General features: G+C 46.3%; 24 protein-coding genes and 2 pseudogenes. 11 read left to right on the top strand and 15 right to left on the bottom strand.

What is annotated here, in order from left to right; translation table 11 throughout:
* Nucleotides 1-4: 4 nt before the first annotated feature.
* From HGT73_RS14720 to HGT73_RS01090, 5 genes are all read right to left on the bottom strand, one after another.
* A complete protein-coding gene (locus tag HGT73_RS14720) occupies nucleotides 5-355 on the bottom strand; it encodes a hypothetical protein (RefSeq protein ID WP_244968390.1) in 351 nt (116 codons plus the stop codon).
* Between the two features lie 359 nt (nucleotides 356-714).
* Entirely contained in the window at nucleotides 715-1,311 is a 597-nt protein-coding gene (gene pilL2, locus HGT73_RS01105) for a PFGI-1 class ICE element type IV pilus protein PilL2 (protein ID WP_214211820.1), read from the bottom strand.
* Nucleotides 1,312-1,448: 137 nt separating this feature from the next.
* A complete protein-coding gene (locus tag HGT73_RS01100; RefSeq protein WP_032191376.1) occupies nucleotides 1,449-1,712 on the bottom strand; it encodes a DUF2442 domain-containing protein in 264 nt (87 codons plus the stop codon).
* Nucleotides 1,693-1,929 carry a DUF4160 domain-containing protein gene (locus HGT73_RS01095; RefSeq protein ID WP_214211819.1) on the bottom strand — a complete coding sequence of 79 codons (237 nt, stop codon included), beginning with the start codon at nucleotides 1,927-1,929 and terminating at the stop codon, nucleotides 1,693-1,695. The genes HGT73_RS01100 and HGT73_RS01095 overlap by 20 nt, the downstream gene beginning before the upstream one ends.
* Nucleotides 1,930-1,942: 13 nt before the next feature.
* Nucleotides 1,943-2,551, bottom strand: coding sequence for a single-stranded DNA-binding protein (locus HGT73_RS01090; RefSeq protein WP_244968389.1), 609 nt, complete (start codon nucleotides 2,549-2,551; stop codon nucleotides 1,943-1,945).
* Between HGT73_RS01090 and HGT73_RS01085 the strand changes: the two are divergent.
* A pseudogene (locus HGT73_RS01085) lies at nucleotides 2,517-3,249 on the top strand (DDE-type integrase/transposase/recombinase). The gene HGT73_RS01090 and the pseudogene HGT73_RS01085 sit on opposite strands and share 35 nt — an antisense overlap.
* 193 nt (nucleotides 3,250-3,442) lie before the next feature.
* On the opposite strand, the pseudogene HGT73_RS01080 reads toward HGT73_RS01085, so the two are convergent.
* Nucleotides 3,443-3,676: pseudogene (locus HGT73_RS01080) on the bottom strand (DUF29 domain-containing protein); the annotation flags it as partial.
* A gap of 203 nt (nucleotides 3,677-3,879) precedes the next feature.
* Between HGT73_RS01080 and relB the strand changes: the two are divergent.
* Nucleotides 3,880-4,071 carry a type II toxin-antitoxin system RelB family antitoxin gene (relB, locus tag HGT73_RS01075; protein ID WP_214211817.1) on the top strand — a complete coding sequence of 64 codons (192 nt, stop codon included), beginning with the start codon at nucleotides 3,880-3,882 and terminating at the stop codon, nucleotides 4,069-4,071.
* A complete protein-coding gene (locus HGT73_RS01070; protein WP_214211816.1) occupies nucleotides 4,071-4,346 on the top strand; it encodes a type II toxin-antitoxin system RelE/ParE family toxin in 276 nt (91 codons plus the stop codon). The genes relB and HGT73_RS01070 overlap by 1 nt, the downstream gene beginning before the upstream one ends.
* Before the next feature lie 86 nt (nucleotides 4,347-4,432).
* Here HGT73_RS01070 and HGT73_RS01065 read toward each other — a convergent pair whose 3' ends face one another.
* On the bottom strand, nucleotides 4,433-4,597 hold the full coding sequence (locus HGT73_RS01065; protein WP_241607350.1) for a DUF4400 domain-containing protein: 165 nt from the start codon (nucleotides 4,595-4,597) through the stop codon (nucleotides 4,433-4,435).
* 245 nt (nucleotides 4,598-4,842) lie between these two features.
* On the opposite strand from HGT73_RS01065, the gene HGT73_RS01060 reads away from it, so the two are divergent.
* The 4 genes from HGT73_RS01060 (at nucleotide 4,843) to HGT73_RS01045 (ending at nucleotide 9,706) form a co-directional block, all read left to right on the top strand.
* Nucleotides 4,843-6,123, top strand: a complete 1,281-nt coding sequence (locus tag HGT73_RS01060) for an MFS transporter (RefSeq protein ID WP_214211815.1) — start codon at nucleotides 4,843-4,845, stop codon at nucleotides 6,121-6,123.
* Complete coding sequence (locus tag HGT73_RS01055; RefSeq protein ID WP_214211814.1) at nucleotides 6,116-7,360, top strand: metal-dependent hydrolase family protein; 1,245 nt, start codon at nucleotides 6,116-6,118, stop codon at nucleotides 7,358-7,360. The genes HGT73_RS01060 and HGT73_RS01055 overlap by 8 nt, the downstream gene beginning before the upstream one ends.
* Nucleotides 7,361-7,384: 24 nt before the next feature.
* Nucleotides 7,385-8,086 (top strand): SDR family NAD(P)-dependent oxidoreductase, encoded by a 702-nt coding sequence (locus tag HGT73_RS01050; protein ID WP_244968388.1) that lies wholly within the window; start codon nucleotides 7,385-7,387, stop codon nucleotides 8,084-8,086.
* A 471-nt stretch (nucleotides 8,087-8,557) separates the two neighbouring features.
* Nucleotides 8,558-9,706 (top strand): glycerate kinase family protein, encoded by a 1,149-nt coding sequence (locus tag HGT73_RS01045; RefSeq protein ID WP_214211812.1) that lies wholly within the window; start codon nucleotides 8,558-8,560, stop codon nucleotides 9,704-9,706.
* 35 nt (nucleotides 9,707-9,741) lie between these two features.
* On the opposite strand, the gene pcp is transcribed toward HGT73_RS01045, so the two are convergent.
* From pcp to pxpA, 4 genes are read right to left on the bottom strand one after another with little or no spacing between them, the layout of a single operon-like run.
* A complete protein-coding gene (pcp, locus tag HGT73_RS01040) occupies nucleotides 9,742-10,386 on the bottom strand; it encodes a pyroglutamyl-peptidase I (RefSeq protein ID WP_214211810.1) in 645 nt (214 codons plus the stop codon).
* A gap of 10 nt (nucleotides 10,387-10,396) precedes the next feature.
* Nucleotides 10,397-11,392, bottom strand: coding sequence for a DUF979 domain-containing protein (locus HGT73_RS01035; RefSeq protein WP_214211808.1), 996 nt, complete (start codon nucleotides 11,390-11,392; stop codon nucleotides 10,397-10,399).
* Nucleotides 11,389-12,111: a DUF969 domain-containing protein gene (locus tag HGT73_RS01030; protein WP_214211805.1), complete on the bottom strand. Its 723-nt coding sequence runs from the start codon at nucleotides 12,109-12,111 to the stop codon at nucleotides 11,389-11,391. The genes HGT73_RS01035 and HGT73_RS01030 overlap by 4 nt, the downstream gene beginning before the upstream one ends.
* Before the next feature lie 29 nt (nucleotides 12,112-12,140).
* On the bottom strand, nucleotides 12,141-12,875 hold the full coding sequence (pxpA, locus tag HGT73_RS01025; protein ID WP_338111569.1) for a 5-oxoprolinase subunit PxpA: 735 nt from the start codon (nucleotides 12,873-12,875) through the stop codon (nucleotides 12,141-12,143).
* A 288-nt stretch (nucleotides 12,876-13,163) separates the two neighbouring features.
* Here pxpA and HGT73_RS01020 point away from each other — a divergent pair, with 288 nt between their 5' ends.
* The 3 genes from HGT73_RS01020 to ssuE all read left to right on the top strand — a co-directional run bounded on the left by HGT73_RS01020 (nucleotide 13,164) and on the right by ssuE (nucleotide 17,088).
* Nucleotides 13,164-14,408 carry an MFS transporter gene (locus HGT73_RS01020; RefSeq protein ID WP_407073130.1) on the top strand — a complete coding sequence of 415 codons (1,245 nt, stop codon included), beginning with the start codon at nucleotides 13,164-13,166 and terminating at the stop codon, nucleotides 14,406-14,408.
* Nucleotides 14,409-15,135: 727 nt separating this feature from the next.
* Nucleotides 15,136-16,227, top strand: coding sequence for a glycosyltransferase family 4 protein (locus tag HGT73_RS01015; protein WP_214211799.1), 1,092 nt, complete (start codon nucleotides 15,136-15,138; stop codon nucleotides 16,225-16,227).
* Nucleotides 16,228-16,530: 303 nt separating this feature from the next.
* The gene (ssuE, locus tag HGT73_RS01010) at nucleotides 16,531-17,088 is read left to right on the top strand and encodes an NADPH-dependent FMN reductase (RefSeq protein WP_214211797.1); all 558 of its coding nucleotides are present in this window, start codon (nucleotides 16,531-16,533) and stop codon (nucleotides 17,086-17,088) included.
* 101 nt (nucleotides 17,089-17,189) lie between these two features.
* Here ssuE and HGT73_RS01005 read toward each other — a convergent pair whose 3' ends face one another.
* Together HGT73_RS01005 and HGT73_RS01000 are read right to left on the bottom strand one after the other, a co-directional pair.
* Nucleotides 17,190-18,119, bottom strand: a complete 930-nt coding sequence (locus tag HGT73_RS01005; RefSeq protein WP_214211795.1) for an FAD:protein FMN transferase — start codon at nucleotides 18,117-18,119, stop codon at nucleotides 17,190-17,192.
* Nucleotides 18,120-18,140: 21 nt separating this feature from the next.
* Nucleotides 18,141-20,927 (bottom strand): flavocytochrome c, encoded by a 2,787-nt coding sequence (locus tag HGT73_RS01000; protein WP_214211793.1) that lies wholly within the window; start codon nucleotides 20,925-20,927, stop codon nucleotides 18,141-18,143.
* Nucleotides 20,928-21,321: 394 nt separating this feature from the next.
* On the opposite strand from HGT73_RS01000, the gene HGT73_RS00995 reads away from it, so the two are divergent.
* Nucleotides 21,322-22,809, top strand: coding sequence for an anion permease (locus HGT73_RS00995; RefSeq protein WP_407073134.1), 1,488 nt, complete (start codon nucleotides 21,322-21,324; stop codon nucleotides 22,807-22,809).
* Nucleotides 22,810-22,870: 61 nt separating this feature from the next.
* Here the strand turns inward: HGT73_RS00995 and HGT73_RS00990 are convergent, their stop codons facing one another.
* Both HGT73_RS00990 and bglF read right to left on the bottom strand, forming a co-directional pair.
* Nucleotides 22,871-24,268: a glycoside hydrolase family 1 protein gene (locus HGT73_RS00990; RefSeq protein ID WP_214211791.1), complete on the bottom strand. Its 1,398-nt coding sequence runs from the start codon at nucleotides 24,266-24,268 to the stop codon at nucleotides 22,871-22,873.
* Between the two features lie 15 nt (nucleotides 24,269-24,283).
* A complete protein-coding gene (gene bglF / locus HGT73_RS00985; RefSeq protein WP_214211789.1) occupies nucleotides 24,284-26,185 on the bottom strand; it encodes a PTS beta-glucoside transporter subunit IIABC in 1,902 nt (633 codons plus the stop codon).
* Between the last annotated feature and the right edge of the window lie 75 nt (nucleotides 26,186-26,260).

The following is a 26,260-nucleotide window of genomic DNA, read 5'->3' as shown; positions in this document are numbered from 1 at the left end:
TGGCTTACTCCACCTTAAGGACGGTCAGGCGCCCGTTGACACGGAAAGTCGCTTCGCTGTAACCGGCACGAACCAGCGTCCAGCCAGAGACCGTTTCCCCTTCCCCGATAAGCGTTATCTGCGACAGGCTGTGATAACCGCGGGGGGCCACCGCCGCCCAGGACTCCGCGCCTCTTCTTTCCACGCCGGTCAGCGCAAACGGAGCATGACGTGCAACAACAGACGTCGAACGGGATTTAACCGGTAACGGTTTTTTGACTTCTGTCGGTGTTTTTTCTGGAACCGGAGTCGCAGTAGCCGGTACCGCTTTCAGGGCATTCAGCTGGTCAGCAAGCGCACTCAGCCGGGTCTCCATCTCCTGTTGCAGCCGTGCTGCAGATGCCTGCAGAGTGGCCAGTTCCTGCGAGGGCCCGGTCCGGGCTTCAGTCTCTTTCTGTAGTACGGCCACGCGCTGCTGATTATCGCCCAGCCCGGCCTGCAGCGTTGAGACCTGCGACTGAAGAGTGGATAACATCGTGCTGGTTGTGGCTGTATTATCCTGAGCTTCCAGACGTGAAAGACGTGTATCCAGGTCAGTCACGCCACTGACCAGCACGTATAATACAAAGCTGGCCGCTGCCATCATCAGACAAAGACAGACGCCGGCAGCAGACCACCATGACCACTGACGCCTCTTTTCCCCGGCGGGAACAGACTCAGTGATTTTCTTTTCGCTCATTTTTTCAGAAACCCTCCCTTAACCGGGGGAGTGACCTGCGAGGGGGTTAATGCCGGTGGTAACTGGCTGGCCGGTAACTGATACCCGTCACGCAGACTGTGGCAGACCACGCGCTGAACATCATCAACCTCCAGTTGCCAGGCCGAGCCAGCCATCACCTGCAGGGCGGTGCGCAAGCGCATGGGCCCTAACTGATACTGCACGGCCGGCAGTGGCTGGCGATACAGCACGCTGTTTGCTGTTCCCGTGACGCAAAGTGAATAGCCGGACTGCTTCAGGGCATAGCGCAGGGCATCCGCCACGGTCGGATGCAGGGATGACGGGATACGTATATCAATAATCTGCGACAGCGGATCTCGCTGGGCAGCCATTGGATCCGTGCTGACCAGCAGATAGCGACCATAACGCACCACTTCCGGCGTTCTGGCATATTCATCAGGCGCAACGGTCTGAACATTGCGGGTGACACTCACGGAAGGCGTGGGTACAGCGGCTTCACGCTGCTGTAGCTTCTCAGTTGGAGAGGCGCAGCTGGCCAGTAAAAGCAGCGGCAGAACAACAGACAGGGTCTTATAACGGGGTTGAAATTTCATCCGCGGTTTCCTTTACAGTGATTAACAGGCCTCACTGTGCGAAATCCCCCCGCATTCACTCAATTAACAACTGATTTTCCACAGATGAAAAAAACGCCGACCGTAAGGTCAGCGTTCTGTTTGTCAAATTACACCGGTTAATGTCGTGGAATTGCACCTTTAGCACCACGAAGCAGCCCTTCGGTACTCAGGTCCTCATCCAGTTCAGGCCAGTGGATACCATAACCAGCACCACACAGCTCCCAGTTTTGTCGCTGCTCAGTTGTACCCGCAGCAAGACGCGGGAACCAGGCAACGGGCACAGAGATACTGCGTCCATCCATGAGATCAACCGTCAGACGATCATCATCAATGCAGACATTCATTACGCGAATATCATTCTCACTTTGCAAAGTAAGCATCCCAGGCCTCCCGGAGTGTTATCTGATGTTCTTTAACCAGACGTTGTAGTTCACGAAGTTCGTGCGAAGCAAAACCTACACTACGCGCGATGCTGATATCATGTAACCATATTTTAGCGGTTGCATTGCCTTTATCAATATGGACATGCACCGGTTCATTAGGTTCATGGCTGTAAAAGTAAAACCGATAGGCGCCGATCCTTACTACTGTTGGCATAATACTCTCCCTGTCAGATTGCGTGTATGGTTACCCAATTAACACCATAACCATATCCGATAAAGGGGATGTCGTCGTCAAAATCCATCGGCATGCCGGCAGCAGAGCTTCCGGTTGACGACGGCCCAACCTGGGACGGCTGGCCACCTGATACAGGCTGCTGAGGTTGCCCCCACCCCTGCTGTTGAGAACCCTGGTGTTGGGAAGGGGAGCCACCCGACTGCTGACGACTCCCCAACATCTGCATGGTACCACCCACGTTAACCACCACTTCGGTAGAATAACGATCCTGACCATGCTGATCCTGCCATTTACGGGTACGTAACTGGCCTTCAATATACACCTGTGAGCCTTTACGCAGATATTCGCTGGCCACTTCCGCCAGTTTGCCGAACAGCACAACACGGTGCCATTCGGTCTGCTCTTTCATTTCGCCGGTTTGCTTATCGCGCCAGCTCTCTGAAGTCGCGATCGACAGCGTGGTCACAGCGTTACTGTTGGGCATATAGCGCACTTCAGGATCCTGGCCTAAATTTCCAACCAGAATGACTTGTAGTGGCACAGTAAATTTGGCCACCTGATTAAAGGTGATATTCTCACCTCTGCATAAAACAGGTGACATAATGAACAAAAAAACCAAAAGTACTTTCACTCCTGAGTTCAGACTGGAATGTACACAGCTGATTGTTGATAAGGGCTACTCATATCGGCAAGCTATTGAAGCAATGGATGTCGGTTCTACAACGCTTGAGAGCTGGGTGCACCAGTTCAGGTGAGAGCACCAGGGGATGACTCCTTCTGCAACCCCCATGACTGCAGAGCAGCAACGTATTCGCGAGCTTGAAAAGCAAGTTCGATGCTTGGAGGAATAAAATACAACATGAAAAAAGGCTATCGCACTCTTGATGTCTGACTCACTGAACGGTTCACGATAGCCGCCAGACTGAGTCCAAGCCACACGGTTGTCAGTCAGCAAATGCCGATGCAGCGTTAGTAAGCAGTGCCCTGCGGATGGCCTATGAGATGCGAGACCAACCCCGTAATGTCATATTCCATAGCGATCAAGGAAGCCAGTATACCGGGCTTAACTATCAACAACTCCTCTGGCGTTACAGAATAAGTCAAAGCGTCAGCCGACGTGGAAACTGTTGGGATAACAGCCCCATGGAACGCTTCTTCCACAGTCTGAAAACAGGATGGTTACGAAGGCAAGGACGAGGCCCAACAGTAAATTAATGATTACATATTGAATTACTACAATAGCGTCAGACCTCACCATTATAACGGTGGGTTATGCCGCAAGAGTCAGAGAACAGATAGCATTTTTACTGTAAAACTGTGGCCAAAACTACTTGACCACTACAGCTGTATTGAAATCAAAAAAAACGCCAATATGAATCGTTGGCGAGGGGTACTATTGTCAGAGTCTATTGCTATGGATAAAAATTCTCATCCAGTACCTGCTCAGCAGAGGCGTTTTACGTATCCGTAAACCAACAGCTTTACGCTGTTATTTGATGGTCCGCTACCAACTAGAGCCACAACAACTGGGTAGAAATTCCCACTTAAGAAGGTAGGCCAGTAAAACTGCTATTCGGCTGGCCAGTTCACGCTTTTCACTTTTGCCCACGACTTCAATCTCCTCGGCAATGTTTTCAATGTCCAGTTGATTCAATTTACCGGCACGCAGGATAGCCATTTGTTCATTTGCCCAGGCGACGACATCGGTATCATAACGAATTCCCATCGGGGTCTCCGGTAAGTGGAAAAAGAACACTGCATAGTGCTCTTGCTGAAGAGGTGTTGAGCTTACCTGTTCAGCTTGATAGACTTTTTCTGAGCCGATTTTTATCCATTCCACCTTAATTAATTTACCGAGTATCCCGGCTTGGACTGGAAGATATTAAGCGCTATACTGGTCAAAATACCAGCAATATAAGGAACGAAAATATGACCACTAAACTGTCCCCAATCGTGTCCGAGTTTGAGACTCAGGAGCAGGCTGACAGCTACGATCGCTGGTTCCGGGCTAAAGTTCAGGCTGCGATGAGCAGTAATGAGCCTACTATCCCTCACGATGAAGTGATGGCTGGGGCATGGGAAATTATTGAAGAGGCGAAAGCAAAAAAGAAGCAAGCATAATGTTACCCGTCAAATGGACTGACAATGCCAGAGTCTCACTCTATACATTAATCGGGTTTATTGCAGAACAGAATCCCTTCGCTGCTAAATCATTACTTCACCGTATTGAAGACTCGACCCTTCCGGCGACGACAAATCCCTATATATTTCGTCCGGGAAGAGTTCCCGGCACACGCGAAATTATCGCTCATCCCAATTATGTAGTGGTCTATCGGGTACAGGCAGAGTGCATTGAAATTCTTGATGTTCTTCATGCCCGCCAAGAATATCCCTGAGAAAAGCGACCGCCACCCGGAAGATTGCACCATACGTCATAAATACTTTTTGAAACTCCCCATCGTCACCGATACCGCCAATCCCATCAGTAGTGCGGCAGGAAATACATACGGCAGGTTTTAAATCCATTTGGCGTGATAATAAAGGAACTCGACTCATACCCCGCCCCATAACGCCGCAAGTCACATCTGACCATGCCATCCAGCACACCAACCCGTGTCATCAGAATAAAAATACGCTTCTTTTTCATCCTGAGAACTCCTGTCCAGAAAAAAATTACACCTACCACTGTTCGATAACATTCATGCCTTCAACTAACGATTCTTTACCCACCAGCATCCTTTTGTATTTGTATGCTGTCCTCGGACATTATTAGAACCGGAACTCTCTCTGTCAGAACGTTATAAAAAGGGTGTTGAATAGGGTGGCATATTTATTGCTTTATTTTTCTTATATAAAAAATAAGAGAAATGAATGACGATAGACGGGAATAATATGCAAAGTAAACAATCAGGTGTAAAAGTCGTCATCGCTACGGTGATTGGAAATGGCATGGAGTGGTTCGATTTCACTATTTATAGTTTTATGGCATCCACGATAGCTAAACTGTTTTTCCCCAGTGGCAGTGATATGACGTCATATTTACTGGCACTCGCCACCTTTGGTGTCGGTTTTTTTATGCGTCCGGTGGGTGGAATGATTCTCGGAAGCTATAGCGACCGTTATGGCAGAAAATCTGCATTATCACTGACTGTTATTCTGATGGCGGTTGGTACCCTGTTGATTGCGGTTGCACCAACATATGACAAAATTGGCTTTATGGCTCCGGTGCTAATTGTCTTTGCCAGATTACTGCAAGGATTTTCTGCCGGCGGAGAGATGGGGAGTGCGGCGGCATTTTTAACGGAACATGCCCCCGAAAATAAAAAAGCATTCTACTCCAGCTGGATACAGGTCAGCGTCGGTGTTGCAGTTTTACTGGGCTCGCTCATTGGCTTATGTCTGACCCAGGCCCTCACACAGACACAGTTAGAAAGCTGGGGCTGGCGGATTCCTTTTTTCCTTGGCACCCTTATTGGGCCAATTGGAGTGTATATCAGGCATCGTATTGAAGAACCAGAGACCTTTAAGAAAGTTAGGGTAAGCAATGCCCCGGTAAGAGAGGCCTTGACACAGCACAAGACAAAAATAGTCATAAGCTTTATGTTGGTCGCGCTATGGACCGTATTTACTTATGCAATCTTATTTTACGTACCTTCTTACAGTACGCGGTTATTGGGTTTATCGCGTTCAGATGGCTTTATGTGCGGCATGATTGGCGGCCTGGCATTAATAATATTTACACCCATAGTTGGATATTATGCTGATAAATGGGGAAAACGCCCATTTTTACTTTATTCCTCGATAATCACGCTGCTGGTAACTTACCCACTGTTTAAATTTATTAATATCTACCCGTCATTATTTACCGTGAGTATTTTTCAGGTGGTGATGGGTATTTTAATTTCAGGATATATCGGTGCTATTTTAGCGGCCTTCAACGAAACATTACCGACGCAAGTTCTGTCTTCAGGCATCTCAATTGCTTATAACTTTGCCGTAACCCTATTCGGGGGGTTTTCCGGTTTAATTATTACATGGCTGATAGCGACTACCGGAGATAATGTTGCACCCGCCTATTATATTATGATTGCCGCCTTAATCAGTGCTATTGGCGCCTATTTTTACCGGGAATCTGAAACTTCTATAACGATAAAAAGTGAATCTTATGTCTGATAAAATTATTTTTAAAAACGGAAACATACTGAATATTGCGACAGGAGAAATTCTTGAAGGATATGATATTTATGTTGAGAAAGATAAAATTCGCGATGTGGTGCCACAAGGTTCTCTGACAGATAACGGGTATCAGGAAATCGATATTCGGGGGAAAACGGTTATCCCAGGACTTATCGATTGCCATGTTCATGTACTGGCTTCAGAAGCAAACCTTGGATTAAATGCATTACAGCCTAATGCTATAGTCATGTACAGAGCCATTCCAGTCTTAAAAGCCATGCTGATGCGTGGATTTACGACGGTACGCGATGCCGGAGGCGCTGACTGGTCACTGGCGCGTTCTGTGGCGCTAGGCCTTATTAAGGGGCCGCGTATATTTGCATCCGGTAAGGCTTTGTCACAAACGGGAGGACACGGGGACATGCGAGCCCGGGGAAGCCTACTGCTTTCTGAACCTTGTTCCTGCTGTTTTCGTGCCGGAGCGATAGCCCGTGTGGTGGACGGGGTAGATAACGTTCGTCTGGCAGTTCGTGAAGAAATCCAGCAAGGTGCCAATCAAATCAAAATCATGGCGTCTGGCGGGGTGGCATCGCCCACCGATCCTATTGCAAATACCCAGTATAGCGAAGCGGAAATCCGCGCGATCGTAGATGAGGCGACAGCGGCAAATACTTATGTTATGGCACATGCCTATACTCCAAGGGCGATCAGACGTGCGGTGGAGTGCGGGGTAAGAACGATTGAACATGGAAATCTGGCCGATCAGCAAACCGCCGAACTTATGGCTGCTAATAATGTATTTGCTGTTCCGACCCAGGTCACCTATGAAATGCTGGCCAGATTCGGCGAAGAAGGGGGACTGTCAGCAGAGTCTGTCGCCAAAATTGAAGATGTTCGAGAGGCTGGACGTAAAGCGATTAAGTATTTTGATGATGCTGGTGTGGAAATGGGCTTCGGGTCCGACTTATTAGGTGAAATGCACCAATACCAGAGTCATGAGTTTTTGATTCGTGCCGAAATTCTTGGCAATTTAAAAGCGCTACAAAGCGCCACAACTATTGCGGCTAAAATACTGAATATGGAAGGTAAACTGGGTTGTATTAAGTCCGGTGCTATCGCAGACATATTGGTCGTTGACGGAAATCCAGCCGATGATATCAATCTACTGGTTGAAGGCGAAAAATACATTACCCATATTATGCAGAATGGCAAACTGGTGAAGTCAGACAGGTGAACGTGCCGCAAGAGGGAATTAATCATGCATTCAGTACCAAAAGTCGCCATGATAAGTGGTGGAAATCGCGGGATTGGCCTAGCCACCGCAAGGCAATTACTGGCAGAAGGCTGGTATGTGAGTATCGGCTGCCGCCAGACAGAAATTTCTGATCTATCAAAGGGCGAGAGTGTCAGTGTGTTTTATTACAATGCACAGGACCCTGAATCAGAAAAACAATGGTTCTCGGATACCATCAGTAAATTTGGCCGGGTTGACGCATTAATCATTAATGCTGGCATTATGACGCCGGGAACGGTCATCGATGCAACTGATGACGAATATCAGCAAATCGTTGAAATTAATGTCACTTCGCCTTGGCGACTATCAAAACTCGTCTGGCCTGCTCTGAAAAAATCAGGTAATGGTAAGATTGTGATCATGTCCTCTTTGTCAGGAAAAAGGGTCGCCAGCGCCGGATCAGGCCTCTATTCAATGAGTAAGTTTGCGCTGACCGGTCTGACCCATGCGCTTCGTCTTACAGGAGCAGAAGAAAGAATCAGGGTAACAGCAATTTGCCCGAGTTACGTCGCCACTGATATGGCGAAATCAATTACTGATCTATCCCCTGAAAAGATGACTCAGCCGGAATCAATCGCGACCCTCATTTTAACCGTTCTTAAACTGCCTTTTGAAGCGGGTGTAGCCGAAATCCCCGTGCATTGGAATGTTGAGCCTATGTACTAAAACAGCCAGAAGATCTGGCGCATGACATAGTGGTTGCAGTAGGTCTAGCTGAACGCAATTTACGCTCTCAGTTCATCGCGCTAATTGTCCGGTATAGCAGAAGCCAACATCGCCAAGATAACGACGCCCAGCCACCATACCAGCGCGGCAGCTAGTACTTCTGAATTCTGCTTTGCCACGAGAATACCTGGCCTTTAGGTAAGTTAATTACATTGGCCGGGGTTCTGTATTAACTAAGAGCTTTTCACTACTAAATTCTCCGTTAGCGCTCACCTTCAACATTTCACAGCCTCGATCCCCTCTTCCAGTATGATAGGTTGAGATCACAGCCTGCGGCGTGAATACGCCGCTTATCGGTAGAGAGTTAATAGATAACGTGGTGATAAACCTTGCAGAGAAAAGAGGGATTTGCTTGGGCTGAAGAATACGATGGCCTATAGGAAAATGAAAAAACTCACGGTGAGGTAAGTAATGAAATTTGTCCTAGCCCCTGATTCATTTAAAGAAAGTATGACCGCAAAGGAAGTGGCAGACAGCATGGAAAAAGGGTTGAAACGTATCTTTCCCAATTGTGATATTGTGAAAGTACCGATGGCAGACGGTGGCGAAGGCACTGTGCAATCGCTGGTCGATGCCACTGCGGGAAAAATTATTCAGGTAACCGTTACCGGCCCACACCACCACCCCGTGCAAGCACAATTGGGTATTTTAGGTGATGGCAAGACTGCCGTCATTGAAATGGCCTCAGCCAGTGGTATTTGCCATATCCTACCGAAAGATCGCAATCCACTGTTTACCACCAGCTTTGGAACAGGTGAACTCATTACGCACGCGCTAGATAACGGGGTAAGTAAAATTATTCTTGGGCTCGGTGGCAGTGCAACTAATGACGGCGGGCAAGGAATGGCCTGTGCTCTAGGTGTGAAATTTCTCGATAATAATGGGCAATCAGTCCCCCTGGGTGGGGGCTTTCTGCATAAGATCGCACACATCGATATGAGTAATATCGATTCACGCCTTACGCAGACCGAGTTTTTAGTCGCCTGTGATGTCACAAACCCGTTAATCGGTCCTGAGGGCGCTTCTGCTATCTTTGGACCACAAAAAGGCGCAACGACTGAGATGGTCGATATACTCGATAAAAATCTTACCCTCTACGCCGAAAAAATTAAAGCAACCTTAGGCAGAGATATTGCGAAAGTAGCCGGTGGGGGTGCCGCGGGAGGCCTTGGTGCTGCACTTGTTGCCTTTGCTGACGCACGGCTACAAAAAGGTATTGATATTGTTATCGAACACACTGAATTAGCTAAAAAAATTATCGGTGCCGACATCGTGTTTACCGGAGAAGGTCGCATTGATTTTCAAACAAAATTTGGTAAGACACCTTATGGTGTCGCCCAAGTAACGAAAGACATCTCACCGCTGATCCCAGTCATTGCGCTGGCGGGATGTGTGGGTGATCAGATTGAGGATCTCTATGATGAAAACTTCACCGCGATATTTAGTATTCTTCGTCGAGTATGCTCTCAAGAAGAAGCCCTTGAGCAAGGGCAAGCGGATATCACTGCTACCATGGAAAATATCGCGCGTCTACTCAACCCCTTTATGAGGCGCACATAATTCGTTCTCTGTATCACTCTGAAGAGGGATAGTTTTCAATGCGTTGCTCCTCCGGTCAATGGAATATCTGTCTCAACACTAAGGGCAGTCAGAATGGCAATCTCTATCCCTCGCTGCATCGTTTCAAGAGACATACTCGCCGCACCAAGATGTGCTGCGGCTTGCTGTGGAAGATACGGAATATGGATAAATCCCCCTTTACTCATTGGACGTTGACTGAGCATATGAAGTAATCCATACATGACATGATTACAAACAAAGGTTCCCGCTGTTTGAGAGACAGAAGCTGGAATACCTGCCTGTTGTAACGCCCACACGATTGATTTGATGGGTAACGTACTCAGCCATGCAGTTGGCCCGTCAGCTATCACAGGCTGGTCGATAGGCTGATTCCCTTTATTATCCGCAATGCGTGCGTCATCAATATTTATGGCAATGCGCTCAATCGATATATCCGTTCGCCCCCCTGCTTGGCCAACCGCGATAACTAAAGCAGGTGAAAAACGGTCGATAGCCGTGAAAAGCATATCGAGAGATTCGCCAAATACACACGGAAGTTGGCGGCAAATAATATGATAGCCAGCCATTATTTGACCATGAAATCCCGCTATCGCTTCCCATGAAGGATTCACAACTTCCTGTTCAAAGGGTTCAAAACCCATTAGCAATACCGTTTTCACTGTTCCATCCTTATAAAAACATGAAGAAATAAAGCAGGACCCCATTGACGACTAATAACAACAGCCCTGTGGGGATCTGTGCCTTAATGACAGCATTTTTATCTGGCAAGTCTAATAAGGCAGCAGGAACAATATTGAAGTTAGCAGCCATCGGTGTCATTAACGTGCCACAATATCCGGAAAACATACCGATAGCGGCCATCACTGCAGGATTTCCCCCTTGTTGTAAGACTAAAATAGGGATCCCCACCGCAGCGGTAACAATCGGAAAAGCGGCAAATGCATTCCCCATAATCATGGTTAATAGCGCCATCCCTCCTACGTAAACCATTACCGCGATAAGACGATTATTGACGGCCAAATAGTGTTCGGTAAGCCAAGAGAGGCTGTGCCCTACCCCTGCAGCAGTAAACAGTAGTCCAAGCATCGCAAGAATTTGCGGTAGAATAAAAACACTGCCAACAGAATCCAGTAGTCGCCGAGCTTCTTGCAAAGGCTGAGAAACTCTATCACCGGTAATAACCAGAGCCATCACCAACGCTATCACGCATCCGAGTGTCATTGAAAAAAGTGTCACTAACGTTGCAGAGTGCTCAGCGCCAAAGAAACCGGCTTGAAGCGAGGGGAAAAAAGTAAAGAGTAAAACACCAATCACGGTGACGAGCGGGATGGTTAATGCCGGGAGAAAAAGGCGCCCACCAAGACGTCGTGCACTCTTTTCTCTTTGTTCGGGGGTTCGCTGCGTATATTTCCCTAATTTTACTCCTCCTAACCCAGCCATTAATGCCATAATCACTACCGCAATCCCTACCATGATATTGACCTGCCGCGTGCTCCCTATCAGCTGATAAGTCCAATCACCGATAAAAAATAGAACAGCATAAATTCCCCAAAATAGCCCAGTGGTAATACGTCGAGGATTATTTTTATCTCGCCACGACATTACCGCGACGCCCAACAACACAGCTCCGGCCAGCCAGTAAAGATAGTTCTGCTGGAAAATCATGCTTTTTCTCCCGTGTCACCTTGTGCAGCCTTGGCGATTTCACGACGTAAATAATGATCTAATCGAGAAAGACGTACGCTATGGATCACGAAAGCAAAACAGGCTGTCGGTATCCCCCATAACGCGATATGCAAGGGTTCAGTTTGTAAGCCCGCCGATTCAAACATAAAGTTGTGCATAAAAAGCACAGCACCGAAGGCAACGAAAATATCCTCGCCAAAAAATAATCCAACATTATCCGTCGCGGCAGCCATGGCTTGAATGCGGTAACGAACATCTGGAGGAAGTGGACCATAAACACGCTCGGCACTCCCTTCGGCCATGGGGGCCAACAGAGGACGAACCATTTGTGGATGGCCACCTAAACTGGTAAGACCCAATGCAGCAGTAAGCTCGCGAATCAAAAGGTAAACAATCAGCAAACGTCCGGTGGTCGCCCCCGCTATCTTACTGATCCACCATTGTGCACGCTCTTTCAAGCCATGGCGTTCTAACAATCCGATCACTGCAAGAGGTAACAGCAAAATAAACGGTAAATTACGCGTGTTAAGAAAGCCCGCACCCATCTTTTCCAAGAGAGTGAGCAGGGACATTTGTGCCGCCAACCCTGTCACAATACCCGCAACCACAACCACTAGCACGGGATGAAAACGTAAAATAAACCCGATGACAATTACGGCAATGCCGATTAACGGCCACAAAGAAATACTCTCTGTCATACTTCAAATTCCTCTCTCTATCGTTCGCATCAAGCAACCACATTGATATTCAGGGACTGAAACGTTTGACGTAAACGGCGAGCAAAACGTAACGCATGCTCTCCATCTCCGTGCAAACAGAGAGTTTGTGCCACAACGGCAACTCGTTCACCGCTAATTGCCTGAACCTCTCCGCGTTGAATCATCTGCAAACTTTGCGCCACCGCTTGCTCTTCATCCTCGATCACCGCTCCAACTTGTGTTCGGGGCACCAAACTACCATCCGATTGATAGCGGCGATCGGCAAAGACTTCTTGGCGCGTCGCTAATCCATAGTGCTCTGCGGCACGGATCAAATCACTCCCCGCAAGTCCGACTAACCTCAGCTTGGGATTAAAATCAAACACGGCTTTCGCTATGGCATCGGCTAACTGGGGATCACGTGCTGCTTGGTTATATAACATACCGTGAGGTTTAACATGCTGCAGACGAACACCGTGTACTTGTGTCATGGCGGCTAAAGCACCGATCTGAAAAAGTACTTGTGCGTAGACCGTTTCAGCAGGCAATGTCATTGCCGTTCGACCAAAATTCGTTCGATCCGGAAAGCTCGGATGGGCGCCAATAGCAACCCCTCTTTTAATTGCTTCGCGAACACTGTTAAGCATTGTGGTGGCATCCCCGGCATGAAATCCACAAGCGATATTGGCGGAGGAAACCTGAGCTAAGAGTTCGGCATCATGCGGGCTTCCCTCGCCTAAATCAGCGTTCAAATCGATATTTATCATTACTGGCTCCTCGGGTTTTACAACTCATGGGCGAACGCAATCGGTTCCATTGCGTTTTATTCCGTCGGCTCATCGTATTCACTCGCTTCCATCATGGACTCTGCTACTATTTACCCGCACTCACATATTTAGTAACAAAATTTATGAATATAAAAAGTCAGGACAGGAAGAGTTTAACCATTACATAGCGGTTTAGTTATCACTTATTCTTATGTACTCATGAGCAACAGGCATACCATGTCTCACAAAGCAAAAATACTTAGTGCACGTCGGTGGTGGTATTTAATGCCGATCATTTTTACGACGTACAGCTTCGCTTACTTAGATCGGGCTAACTTCGGTTTTGCAGTCGTAGCAGGGATAGAGAATGATTTAGGCATTTCTAAAAATACCGCATCGTTGATGAGCGCACTATTCTTTTTAGCCTATTTTATCTTTCAAGTCCCCAGTTCGCTTTACGCTGTAAGGCGAAGCGTCAGAAAGCTACTGTTTATTTGCTTAGTACTTTGGGGCCTTTGTGCGACAGCAACCGGCATGGTAAACAATATTCCGGCTTTATTAGTTATTCGTTTTACACTGGGAATTGTGGAAGCCGCGGCGATGCCGGCGATGCTGATTTATATCAGTACATGGTTTACACAGGAAGAACGTTCACGTGCTAACACCTTTTTAATTTTAGGTAATCCGATAACCGTATTATGGATGTCCGTGTTATCCGGCTATCTCATTCAATCCTACGGTTGGCGAGAGATGTTCATTATCGAGGGGATCCCTGCACTACTTTGGGCGGCAATATGGTGGTGGCTAGTTAGGGATAAACCGGCTGACGTGAATTGGCTATCTGCTAAAGAAAAAGCTGAACTACAACAAGTCATGGATAATGAACAAGCCTCCATCAAACCAATAGCCAATTACGTCCAAGGACTTCGTTGTACCAATGTCATACTGCTCTCCTTCGCTTATACGCTATGGAGTATTGGTGTGTATGGATTGATGATGTGGCTCCCTTCGATTATCAAATCCGCTTCATCAATAGATATTGTTTCGGTTGGATGGTTATCGGCACCCCCTTATTTAGCGGCCGTGATACTGATGGTTATCGTCTCGTGGTTATCTGATAATCTGTTGAATCGTAAAGTATTTATTTGGCCTATATTGATGATCGCCAGTTTAGCTTTTATCGCCTCATGTCTGCTTGCGGATAGTCACTTTTGGCTTTCTTATGGCTTATTGATTATTGCCACTGCTTGTATGTACGCGCCATATGGCCCTTTTTTCGCCCTAATCCCCGAGTTACTTCCCAGAAATGTGTCCGGTATTGCTATTGGGCTCATTAATAGTTTTGGAGCATTAGGTGCTTTCTTAGGGGCCTATTTTGTAGGATTCCTCAACGGGGCAATGGGGAGTCCCAACGCTTCGTACTGCTTTATGGCAAGCGCACTATTGGTCGCAGTTATCTGTGTGTATAACGTTAATACCACCAAAAACACACTGAAGAAGCCTCGCTATATTTGTAACCATGACCGATGATTGTCGCCAAGTGCCCTTGAATAGAATCGATATATTTAAGGGCTACTCGCATCATTAAAACCGTATGTAAACGCCTCGCGTCACACTGTAGTCGTTGATACCTTCGCGTTGTAAAGGTTATTGATAAATCGCCTATGTGATTAAGGTGACAGTATTTGGTAGCCTGCCACTAAGTAATGCAAGAGGGGGGACTCCTGTAATATTGTCTTTATCTGCCACAGTGGGAAAATCAGGAATAGGGAATGTTAAGTTTCCGTCTAATATAGAAATAAATTGTTATTATTTATAAAAATAGGTGAAGAAGGAAAAAATCACCCAAAGACTGACGTACTATCGTACAGTGCTAAGTTAATGCTATAATATGTAATGAGGTAAATTTGATTGAATTTTATAATTTCTATTTTGATAAAAAATAATAATAACCCCGTCACCTACTCAAAATAATATATATAATATTACTAGTTTAGCCCTATAAATGACTCTATGTTTATTTATGATAAAATCTAATTAAATACTATTTTCTATTACTCATTGTTTCTTTTTACCCGAAAAAATATTTATCTTCTCATGGATCAACGTAACGGTACCCTTATTCTGTAATGTATAAGAATTGTTTAACTTACAACCGGTAGAATAGAGGAAATTGCGGGAAAGCAGTGAAAACAGCTTGGCATCCCAAACGATATCGCCAACTTACCGCATAAACCTCGAAAACAGGTGCAAGCTGATGAAAATTCATTATCTCATTACAAGTTTAGAGACCGGGGAAGCTAAATTCGCTATCCCTGATATCGTTACTGCGTTAAAAGATCTCGGCCATGACGTATCGATTATTGCGTGCCAGCCCCGCGAGCTCAATATAGCGCCTCATTTTATGGAAGCAGGACTGAGTTATACTGAGCTCTCTTCTCGACGTCGTGCTTTACCTATTGTTCTTGCCAGCTATCTTTCTGTAATCCATCGAGAGCGCCCAGATATAATCTGGACTTCCTCGAGTTTTGGTAATTTAGTTGGCCAATGTGCTGGAAAAATGCGGGGGATCCCAGTGATTAGTTTTCAGCACAGTGCGAACGTAAAGAGCTACACCTATTGCTTACGTCATTGTTCCACACTGTGGGTCGGGGATTCACAAACGGTTGTCGATTATCTACAACACCGTATGCATATTCCTGCTGAGAGAGTGATGACATGGCCGCTATTTCAATATAATGAACAGACACCGCAAGCCAAACCCTGGGATGGGCAATCTCGTCTGCAAATTGGCAGCGTGGGCCCGCTTTATAAGGCTCAACAGTATTTAGCACTGATTGATGCTTTAGGTGATTATTTAGTGAGGTATCCTCATCTGCGTCAGCGGATACAATTAACCATCCTCGGCGATGGGCCTGAGCGTGAGCGATTAGAAGATAAAGTCATTGAGCGCAATCTTCAGGGTATTGTGCGACTTCCCGATTTTTCTTCCGATATCACGAGCTTCTTATCTGGACTGCATCTTTATGTACAGCCGTCAGATCAGCAAGGGATGTGTTTAGCCGTACATGAAGCGATGAATGTAGGTTTACCCATTATGGCAAGACCGGTCGGTGAAATGCGAGATGCTGTACAAGCGGGAAGAACTGGCTTTGTATTATCTGGTGACCTGAAAAAAGCGCTTGCCTCGTCACTGCAAGAGATATTTATCGACCCCTCAATTTTGGGTATTTATGGTGCTTCCGCCCGTAAATATGTGAGGAATCATTTCAATCACCAACAGTTTACTCAAGCTGCGGAGCGGATTATTGCACAGTTACCCTGCACCGAGCCACTGACGGCCCGTTAAATATCACGGATCATGGCGATCTTGCCATGATCCCCCTAACTCATTGACCCGAAGATCCTATTACCACTGGATAAGACGTTGGCAACCGCCCTACTCTAGTGCCTACCCAACCCCCTCAGTTGCTCTGTAACGAGTAATAATTCCGTTCTCTCCCCCCTTTCGAGAACGCCCTAATGCTCATGGATATTCACGCCTTAGATCGCTAAACGCTCTTTATTGATAAACTTTGCTAATTTTTTTGCTTCACACAGAGGAAAAATATCGCCACACTGGGGATCTATCTCACATAAAGAAGGCTAACTAATGCAAATTTTATTAATAGGGGGTAGTCCTGCCGATCGGTCACGCACCCAAATTCTTTTAGAGCACTCTGCCGATTGGTTAAGCCACCGTGGAGCTAAAACCTTAACTTGGCGTGCAACTGATATTCCTGCAGAGGTCTTGCTTCATGCACAATTTTCACATCCAACGATTGCTCAGTTCCGGGAAGACGTCGCGCAAGCAGATGGCATTATTATCGCCACGCCCGTTTATAAAGCTGCCTATACCGGCATTCTTAAAGCGCTAATTGATTTACTGCCAGAACGTGCTTTTGCACATAAAGTGGTTTTACCTTTGATGACCGCAGGCAGTTCAAATCACTTGTTAGCGCTTGATTTCACTTTAAAACCTTTGGTCGCAGCATTAAAAGCGGAAGAGATCATTAGTGGCGTCTATACCTGTGATCAACAAATTCACTATGGCGATGCGACACACCCAGCGCGAATTGATGAAGACGTAAAAACACGGCTTCACGATAATCTTGAGGCTTTCCATCAAGCATTGAAACGCCGCCCGTTGCAACAGCAGGCCGTCGCCTAGCCAGCCACTCCCTTTTTTGAGGTGACCTCAAAGAAGGGAGAATGTAGTTAATGATCTCTTGCACTGAATATCGCCACTTTCCCGTTTCCCTGGATAGCGAGTTAGACAAGCTCATTAAGCACCTGACAGTGGAAGTTTCGCTGTGAGGAGCAGATCACTGCATTGTCTCGTGTGATCATGATGGCCTCGAGCTCCGGATGATGAGCTAGCCATGCTAGGCTGCCTGCCAATCCCATTCCGTACAACAGCGTGCTATATATATCGCCCATTAAAGAAGATTCACTCACAACAGTGACACTCAATAAATCATTATTCAGGGGATAGCCGCTGCGACTATCAAGAATATGGTGGTAACACTGCTGCTGATGGAGAAAAAAACGTTCATAAATACCCGAAGTCACCACCGAACGTCCGCAAACAGCTAAACGTGCGCTTAAGGTCGTCGCTGCTGCAAATGGTTTACGCAAACCAATCTGCCAAGGCCCGTGCTCAGGTTGTCCGAGGGTATGAATATTGCCTCCCAAATTGATCAGAGCATAAGGTTCCTGCTGCTCACTTAAATACTGACAGATCTTATCTGCAATATAGCCTTTAGCAATCGCCCCCAGATCAATTTCCATCCCTTTTTTGCGTAAAAATACCGATTGGCGATCAGGATCAAGCACAACATCTTGTGGATCAATATGTTGCATCGCACAACGGAGTACACTCGTGGGCGGTGGTGAACAACCGGTAAAACCGATACGCCAGGCTTTCACCAAGGGGCCTATTGCAACATTAAAAAGACTCCCCGGTAATAGGCTGACCTGCTTAGCAAGTGAAACTAGCTGAAATACATCATTGGGGACAACGACGGGGCACTGCCCCGCAGATCTGTTTACCGCCATTAACAGAGAGTCATTCCGATTAACCGTTAATAGTTGCTCTTGTTGGCGGATCAGTTGAAAAACCGATCGTGCACGATCTGGCTTATCCGTTGATAACGATAAACGGATCGGCGATCCCATCATTACTGCTTCATAATGAATCATAGTGCCTAGTTCAGTTGAAAGTTAAGCCGTTTTAACCCAAGTAGCCGCTTGCTCGCCAGCTAAGAGCCCGAAGATAATAATATCGGCCACGGCATTACCGCCAATACGGTTAGCACCATGAATCCCCCCCACGACTTCCCCAGCAGCCCATATTCCGTTTAACGGCTCATGCTGTGTGTCTAAAACTTGTGCACGCGTTGTGATGGCGACGCCGCCCATAGTGTGATGAACACCGGGGGCAATTTTAATCGCATAAAAAGGGCCCTGCTCTAAGGGATGCCGTAATGCTGTCGTACGGCCAAATTGGGGGTCATGTTGCTGACGAACAGCTTGATTAAAGGTCGTTAGCGTACGAGTTAACGCGGCCGGATCCATCGCGATCTGTAAGGCAAGATCATTAATACCCTCACCTTGGATCACAAAACCTTTAGCTAAGTATTCATCAGCGGCCTTATTTTGGGATCTGACTTGTTCATCAAAGACGATCCAGGCACTGTGCTCTGGTAGCCCAATAATTTTCGCTGAGACCTTATCCCGCGTCTCCATCTCATTACAAAAACGATCACCCGCTTGTGAAACCAGTATTGCTCCTCCACCGCGAATCGATTCAGATATTAGATAAGCGCTATGCTGTTCAACCGTTGGGTGAATTTGTATTTCAGCCATATCGACAGTTGCCGCACCTAAGGCTTGTAGCAGTGTAATACCACTTCCAGTTGCACCTTTATGATTTGTCGTGACAAACCCGGCCAGCTCAGGGCGATAATGCTCTACCATTTTCGTATTGGCGCTAAATCCTCCCGTAGCCACGATGATCGCTTTGGTCTGTAAAATACGACTTTCTCCATATTCATCCACCACCCTCAGGCCGGTAACTTTTCCTTGATGGTATTCAATCTGTTCGGCTTTCGTATCCAGTAAGACTTCAATATGTCTCTGGTTAAGATTTTTCACTAAACCACTAATAAGAAATGCCCCTACTGCTGAGCGGTCTGCAGGTCTGTGGGTACGGTCAATGCTCATCCCTCCAGTAATGGTAATATCACTGAGTGTAATACCCTGCTGCGCTAACCAAGTAATAGCATCAGGAGCCTTTTCAACAAATTGCTGTAATAGAGCAGGGTCATTTTTATACTTTCCCCCTTTGAGCGTTTCTTCGTAAAAACAGACTTTGGAATCGTGGATCCCTTTTTCTTCTTGATAGCGAGTTTCAGCAGCATTCATCCCTACAGAGGCTTTTATTGTGTTGCCGCCTAGAGTTGGCATACGCTCGACGATAACAACTTTTGCCCCTAAATCATGGGCATTTATCGCTGCCGCTAACCCCGCTCCACCACTCCCAATGACAATAACATCGTACTGCTCAATACTTGCAAGATCTTTGCCCGACTCCAGCACCCAGTTTTTACTGGAGGTTGAGAGTGCGCGTGATACCGCTTTCTTAAGTGCCTCACTTTGAGTAGTCGCACCCGCAATAGCATCAACATAAGGACTATTAGCGACTAGCATACGTGTACGCAATTGTTCAAAGGTTTGAGTGAAATCCACATCAAGACAACTATCCGGTTGCAGCCTAATATCCGTAATGCGATCCGTATCAAGCTGGACGTCGATATTGAGTTTTAAAGCCTCAGCTTCCACTTTCTCATGATAGATCCCCGCTTTAAACTTCTTACCGGCACTTTGCACATCACGGATCATCGCGTCGACTAATGAGAAATGCCATAAGGGCTCTGGAATACAGAGGACTTGACGCTGTGTACTCGCCATCTCAAGGCGCAGCTCTTCACCCGCGTTCATACGCTGATACCAATCGGGATAAACAATACAGGCTTTACCTACGGCTAGGAGATCGTAGCCGGCGTCGAAGGCTTGATCGATATCTGATCGGTTAACAATACCACCAACACCGATAACTGGGACATTGGCAAGAAACTTGGTGGTAGTTATGGCTTGCCGATACCGAGTGATCAACGGTATCTGATCATCAAGATCGATAATGGAGGATCGAGACCAATGACCGAGAGAGAAGTGGATATAATCCAGACCCCGTTCTGCTAACTTATCAAGTAGATAAAGGCTATCTTCAAATGTAATTCCCGGTTTTTCCATTTCTTCTGGCGAAAAGCGATAACCAATAATGAAATTCGAGGCTTCTGCACGATCAACCATCTGATGGGTGATATCCAATACTGCCAATGGAAAACGGCTACGTTTTTCTCGGTCACCTCCCCAATAATCATCACGACGATTAGAATGTGGGGAAAAAAATTGCTGTATTAAGTAGGTATTGGCCCCATGAATTTCTACGCCATCAAATCCTGCTTTAATTGCACGATTGACTGCATCGCCAAATTTAGTAATCAGCGCTTCCACCTCTTGGCTACTGAGTGCCCGCGGTATCGCGGCACCTTCCCGCGCTGCGGCAATTGCACTGGGGGCAACAGGCGTTTTACCACCGATCAGTTCAGGCTCAACCATACGCCCGCCATGATAGATTTGTAGAATAGCCAGTGCACCATGCTGCTTAATCGCTGTTGCAATCCGAGCAAGCCCGGGGATTTTTTTATCACTATCAATCCCTAACGCTCCTGGAAATGCCGGACCGAGAGGTTCAATAAAACAGCACTCAACAATGACTGCCCCTAATCCTTGTGCGCGCTTACCGTAATACTCGACCAATTCTTGCGGCACGCTGCCATCATAAAAACCACTACAGGTCGTCATGGGGGCCATCAATAATCTATTTTTGATGGTTTTTCCCTTTGAAAAACGCAGTGCAGTATTAAAAATTGTAGGAAGGTTCATTGGCGCTCCAGAGCAGTTATCGGATTGCTAAGACATTTACTTCCCTCCACTATAAGCGGAACTGATTTTGTCTCCTCTTTGTCTAGATCAAAGAATATTAATAAAGAGCAAAAATTAAAGGTCTAAAAAATTAATAACTCTTAAATTTAAATAACTGTTAACATTTATTTAACTATATGATTTTTCTTTATTTTGTATTAAATGAATATAAATTTGTTTAGGATCAATAAATAAATCAAGTTTATAGTAGGATGCAAAACACCCCTTTATCTTTTGATAGAAATCAACACCCGAGCGATTAAAAAATCGATGATGGTGAAGAGATATTCGACTGTATTATTTCCTTCATCGCTATATTACTGAGTAATTATTCATGAATAAAAACAATGAAAAAATGCTGTCTTCCCAGCCCCCTCCTATGCAAGGGAAGACTAAAAAGATTATTATTTTTCTCCTTCCCGCTCTGGTCGCTCTATTATTATTAGTGACACCGACTCCAAATGGTTTATCGCCTCACGCTTGGCATTTTTTTGCTATTTTTGCCGCCGTGATAGTCGGCTTAATTTTTGAACCCTTACCAGGTGCAGTTATTGGTTTGACCGGAATCGTCATTGTAGCCATCTTTAATCAATGGCTGTTATTCAGCCCGGAACAGTTAGCCGATCCGAATTTCAAAACGGCCAACCAAGCCTTTAAATGGGCAGTCAGTGGATTTAGTAACTCGACAGTATGGTTAATTTTCGGTGCTTTTATGTTTGCCGCAGGTTATGACAAAACTAACTTGGGTCGACGTTTAGCCTTAATTTTAGTGAAGTTTTTAGGTCGAAAAAGCCTCACGCTTGGTTACGCAATTACCCTTGCAGATCTTCTGTTGGCTCCTTTTACGCCCTCGAATACCGCCCGAAGTGGTGGAACGATTTACCCGATTATCGCAAATCTTCCACCGCTTTATGGCTCAAAGCCAAATGATCCGAGTGCGCGCAAAATTGGCTCTTACTTAATGTGGGTAGCGATTACGGCAGCATGTATCACGAGCTCAATGTTTTTATCCGCTTTAGCCCCTAACTTATTAGCTCTTGCATTAGTGAAGAGTGTGGTCGGAATTGATATTAGTTGGGGAACTTGGTTCTTAGCCTTTCTTCCGGTAGGGATTATCCTGATTGCAACAATGCCTCTTCTTGCTTACTGGCTCTATCCGCCTGAAGTAAAAATCAATGAACAAGTACCACAATGGGCCGCTAACGAACTTAAAAAATTAGGTAAAATGTCGCGTAACGAAATTTTACTGCTCTGTTTTGTATGCTGTGCACTACTCATGTGGATCTTCGCTGCTGCTTGGATTGAGCCGGCTATGGCGGCATTGTTAGTGGTCGTCTTGATGTTATGGACAGGCGTGCTCTCGTGGAATGACATTACGAGCAATAAACCTGCCTGGAACACATTTGCTTGGTTTGCCACCTTAGTGGCGCTCGCCGATGGACTCGCCCGTGTCGGCTTCATCCGTTGGTTAGGCCAAGAAGCTGGAATCTTATTAACCGGCATTAGCCCTACCGTTGCAACCATTATGCTATTTTTAGCGTTCTACTTGCTCCACTATCTTTTTGCCAGCTCAACAGCACATACCACTGCGCTACTTCCGGCAATATTAACCATTGGAGCCGCAATACCGGGCATAAATATGCCGATCTTCTGCTTATTGCTCGTTACCTCTCTCGGCATTATGGGAATTATCACGCCTTATGGCACAGGCCCAAGCCCCATTTATTACGGCAGCGGCTATCTCCCCACAAAAGATTATTGGCGACTCGGATCGATTTTTGGATTGATTTTTCTACTCGCCCTACTGCTTATCGGTTATCCGTGGATGATGATGATATTCTAACTCTAAGCGGGATGTACTGAAAAAAAGGGAGGCTGAAATATCGCCTCCCTGCGTTTTACCATTAAGATTCTTTTAAACTCGCACCGTGCGTACGAATGACTTCCTGATACCAATAAAAGCTTTTTTTACGTGACCGGGCTAACGTCCCCGAACCATCATCATGACGATCAACGTAAATAAATCCGTAGCGCTTACTGATTTCTGCTTTCGAGGCACTGATCAAGTCGATAGGCCCCCACGAGGTGTAGCCAAGCACTTCAACACCGTCTTGCAGTGCCTCTCGAACTTGCACTAAATGATCGTTAAGATAATCAATGCGATAATCATCACTGATCTCTCCTTGGGCATCAGGCTGATCTTTCGCGCCTAATCCATTCTCAACGATAAAGAGTGGTTTTTGATAACGATCCCACAACACGTTGAGTAATGTTCGTAAACCAACAGGATCAATCTGCCACCCCCATTCAGAAGCACGGAGATGAGGGTTAGGCACCATATCGAGGATATTCCCGCGGATCTGTTTATTTAAGGTCTTATCGGCAGTAACACAGCCCGTCATGTAATAGCTAAAAGAGATAAAGTCGACGGTATGTTTAAGGGTCTGCTTATCCTCATCCGTGATCACGACATCAATTTTTTTATCTCGAAAATAACGCAACATATAACCAGGATAAGTCCCTCGGCACTGCACATCACCGAAAAATAACCATTTACGGTTTTCTTGTAGCGTTTCAAAGACATCATTGGGCTTACAGGTCAGTGGATAGACTAAGCCACCAAGTAGCATGTTACCGATTTTTGCATTTGGAATAAGAAGATGACAAGCACGTACCGCTAATGCGCTGGCAACTAATTGATGATGAATGGCTTGATACACATGACTTTCCGTACATCCGGCTTGCAGGCCGACACCCGTCAATGGGGCATGTAACGACATATTGATTTCATTGAAGGTTAACCACCATTTCACTTTTTCTCCGTATCGCTTAAAGACCACTTTGGCATAGCGCTCGAAGCAGGTAATCACTTCACGATTCACCCAACCACCATACTCGGTAACTAGATGCCACGGCATTTCATAGTGAGATAGGGTTACCATCGCCTGAATGCCGTGTTTCTCCAGTTCATCAAACAACTTATCGTAATAAGCGAGTCCAGCCTCACAGGGCGTTAATTCATCTCCCTTAGGGAAAATCCTCGTCCATGCAATAGAGATACGAAGAATCCCGAATCCCATCTCACTCATTAACGCAATGTCTTCAGGATAGCGATGGTAAAAATCTATCGCCTTATCTTTAAGACTAAATGTGTTGTCATGCCGCTGATTGACTTCACCAAAAATACCATGAGGTTGTACGTCTGACGTCGATACCCCCTTACCGCCTTCTTGCCAAGCACCTTCTACTTGGTTAGCCGCCACGGCTCCCCCCCACAGAAAATCGGTTGGAAACTGTTTCATTGTCATCTCCTTAACTTAGGCTTTTATCAGTAATAATGGCTGTTGCTCTGTGACTTCACCGCTTGCTAGACAATCAACCTCGCCAAAATCATCACTGTTAGTGATAAGAATTGGCGTCACCAAAGAGAGCCCGGCATCAATAATAGCTTGGCAGTCAAAGGTCAGTAGCAAGTCTCCCGGGTGAATACGATCCCCTTCTTGTACATGAGCCGTAAAAGGCGCTCCGGCTAATTTGACGGTATCAATACCGACATGAATCAATAATTCAACGCCTTGATCACTGCGAAGTCCCAAAGCATGTTTAGTGAGAAAGAGGGATTCAACCGTTCCAGAGAAGGGGGCTCGTACTTCACCTTTGCTCGGCAATATTCCAATCCCTTTGCCTAAAAGGCCCCCTGAGAATGTTGGGTCAGGGATCTCCTCGACTTGAACAATCTGCCCGACAAGCGGGGTAAGGATAATAGAAGAGGAGGGTTCATCGCTCACCGTGGCTTCAGGCGGTGATGTTTCAGCGATCGTTGTGGGTAGCGAAGTTCCGACGCTACGTCCCCAACAATAAGTTCCCACGCAACCAATCATAATGGCTAAGGCATTACCGATAAATGCTCCCCATACTGTGCTATCGATCCCGGTAGAAGGTATAATTTGTATCAGGGTAAAAATATTCGCCATTCCAAAAGAGTAGCTGTGGCTCCCCGCAAAACCAACGATAGCGCCACCGACTGATCCGGCCACACATCCAATAATAAAAGGGCGTCGTAGCGGCAAGGTTAAGCCATAAATAGCCGGCTCTGTTATCCCAAAGATCCCAGCAGAAAAGGACGATCCTGCGAGCGCTTTTTGTTGCGGATCCTTGCTGTAAAGGAAGATCCCCAGCACTGCGCCGACCTGCCCCATTACCGCAGGTAAGATCATCGGTAACATAGAGTCTTGCCCCAATACCGCAAGGTTATTGAAGATAAGTGGGACTAACCCCCAATGTAGGCCAAAAATAACGCAAATTTGCCATACGGCACCTAAGGCAGCACCTGCCAGCCAAGGTGCAAAACGGTAAATCAGTTCGTACCCTTCCGCTAAAAGTTGACTCAACCAAGTCGCTAATGGACCGATGCCAAGAAATGTCAACGGGACGACCACCGCTAAACATACAACCGGAGTTAAAAAACTTCGCACTGCCAGAGGCAGACGTAACTTGACACGCTTCTCTATCTCACAGCTGACCCAGGACGATAAAATAATTGGGATCACCGAAGAGCTGTAGTTGATAAAAATAATCGGTATTCCGAGGAAATACTCTTTTACGCCGCTAGCGGACTGACTAGCTTCAAATGCCTGAATCATCAATGGATGCGTGAGTGCCCCACCAATAACCATCGTGATAAATGGACTTCCACCAAATTTTTGCCCGGCGGTATAGCCAATAAAAAGCGGAAAGAAGAAGAAAAGTGCATCACTGGCCGCATACCAAATTTGATAGGTACCACTTTTATCGGTAAGCCAACCACAAGCAATGGCTAGGGCAAGCAACCCTTTCATAATTCCCGATGCCGCCATCACGCCAATAAAAGGTGTGAAAATACCCGAAACAATATCGATAAGCCTTGCTAATAATGTTGTTTTTTCGCGCGACTGAGTTTCTGTCTCGCTGGCAGTGTTTGGGCTATTTGTTCCTTCACCGGAAAGAGCCTTAATAGCCTCCCAGACCTCATTCACTTGATTACCGATAACCACTTGGAACTGACCACCGCTATTCACCACCGCTATCACTTCCGGTAACTGTTTTAGCGCCTTTGTGTCAGCGAGTTCAGGTTGTTTTAATTTAAAACGCAAGCGTGTGGCGCAGTGAACAAAGTGACTAATATTGTCCTTGCCCCCCACTCCTGCCAAAATCTTTTTCGCGAGTGATTGATAATCCATCTTTCCTCCAATAATCCCATATACGGTTTATATCCCTTAAAAACAAAAAAACCCGGAACCTGCCACTATTGGGCC

Source organism: Rosenbergiella australiborealis, from assembly GCF_018494035.1.
In the GTDB taxonomy this organism is placed as follows: Bacteria; Pseudomonadota; Gammaproteobacteria; order Enterobacterales; family Enterobacteriaceae; genus Rosenbergiella; species Rosenbergiella australiborealis.
Note: the sequence above shows the minus strand (reverse complement) of the source record. Positions and strands in the feature narration are given on the sequence as shown.

Bases quoted from the DNA above. Each gene is read 5' to 3' on its own strand.
- HGT73_RS01050 (WP_244968388.1), top strand. From the start codon at position 7,385: ATGCATTCAGTACCAAAAGTCGCCATGATAAGTGGTGGAAATCGCGGG.
- HGT73_RS01030 (WP_214211805.1), bottom strand. From the start codon at position 12,111: ATGACAGAGAGTATTTCTTTGTGGCCGTTAATCGGCATTGCCGTAATT.
- HGT73_RS01015 (WP_214211799.1), top strand. From the start codon at position 15,136: ATGAAAATTCATTATCTCATTACAAGTTTAGAGACCGGGGAAGCTAAA.
- HGT73_RS01005 (WP_214211795.1), bottom strand. From the start codon at position 18,119: ATGATTCATTATGAAGCAGTAATGATGGGATCGCCGATCCGTTTATCG.
- HGT73_RS00990 (WP_214211791.1), bottom strand. From the start codon at position 24,268: ATGAAACAGTTTCCAACCGATTTTCTGTGGGGGGGAGCCGTGGCGGCT.
- bglF (WP_214211789.1), bottom strand. From the start codon at position 26,185: ATGGATTATCAATCACTCGCGAAAAAGATTTTGGCAGGAGTGGGGGGC.
- HGT73_RS01095 (WP_214211819.1), bottom strand. From the start codon at position 1,929: ATGCCAACAGTAGTAAGGATCGGCGCCTATCGGTTTTACTTTTACAGC.
- pilL2 (WP_214211820.1), bottom strand. From the start codon at position 1,311: ATGAAATTTCAACCCCGTTATAAGACCCTGTCTGTTGTTCTGCCGCTG.
- HGT73_RS01065 (WP_241607350.1), bottom strand. From the start codon at position 4,597: ATGAAAAAGAAGCGTATTTTTATTCTGATGACACGGGTTGGTGTGCTG.
- HGT73_RS01100 (WP_032191376.1), bottom strand. From the start codon at position 1,712: ATGCTTACTTTGCAAAGTGAGAATGATATTCGCGTAATGAATGTCTGC.
- HGT73_RS01000 (WP_214211793.1), bottom strand. From the start codon at position 20,927: ATGAACCTTCCTACAATTTTTAATACTGCACTGCGTTTTTCAAAGGGA.
- HGT73_RS01090 (WP_244968389.1), bottom strand. From the start codon at position 2,551: ATGTCACCTGTTTTATGCAGAGGTGAGAATATCACCTTTAATCAGGTG.
- HGT73_RS14720 (WP_244968390.1), bottom strand. From the start codon at position 355: ATGGAGACCCGGCTGAGTGCGCTTGCTGACCAGCTGAATGCCCTGAAA.
- HGT73_RS01070 (WP_214211816.1), top strand. From the start codon at position 4,071: ATGTTACCCGTCAAATGGACTGACAATGCCAGAGTCTCACTCTATACA.
- HGT73_RS01045 (WP_214211812.1), top strand. From the start codon at position 8,558: ATGAAATTTGTCCTAGCCCCTGATTCATTTAAAGAAAGTATGACCGCA.
- HGT73_RS01060 (WP_214211815.1), top strand. From the start codon at position 4,843: ATGCAAAGTAAACAATCAGGTGTAAAAGTCGTCATCGCTACGGTGATT.
- HGT73_RS01020 (WP_407073130.1), top strand. From the start codon at position 13,164: ATGCCGATCATTTTTACGACGTACAGCTTCGCTTACTTAGATCGGGCT.
- HGT73_RS00995 (WP_407073134.1), top strand. From the start codon at position 21,322: ATGCTGTCTTCCCAGCCCCCTCCTATGCAAGGGAAGACTAAAAAGATT.
- relB (WP_214211817.1), top strand. From the start codon at position 3,880: ATGACCACTAAACTGTCCCCAATCGTGTCCGAGTTTGAGACTCAGGAG.
- HGT73_RS01055 (WP_214211814.1), top strand. From the start codon at position 6,116: ATGTCTGATAAAATTATTTTTAAAAACGGAAACATACTGAATATTGCG.
- HGT73_RS01035 (WP_214211808.1), bottom strand. From the start codon at position 11,392: ATGATTTTCCAGCAGAACTATCTTTACTGGCTGGCCGGAGCTGTGTTG.
- ssuE (WP_214211797.1), top strand. From the start codon at position 16,531: ATGCAAATTTTATTAATAGGGGGTAGTCCTGCCGATCGGTCACGCACC.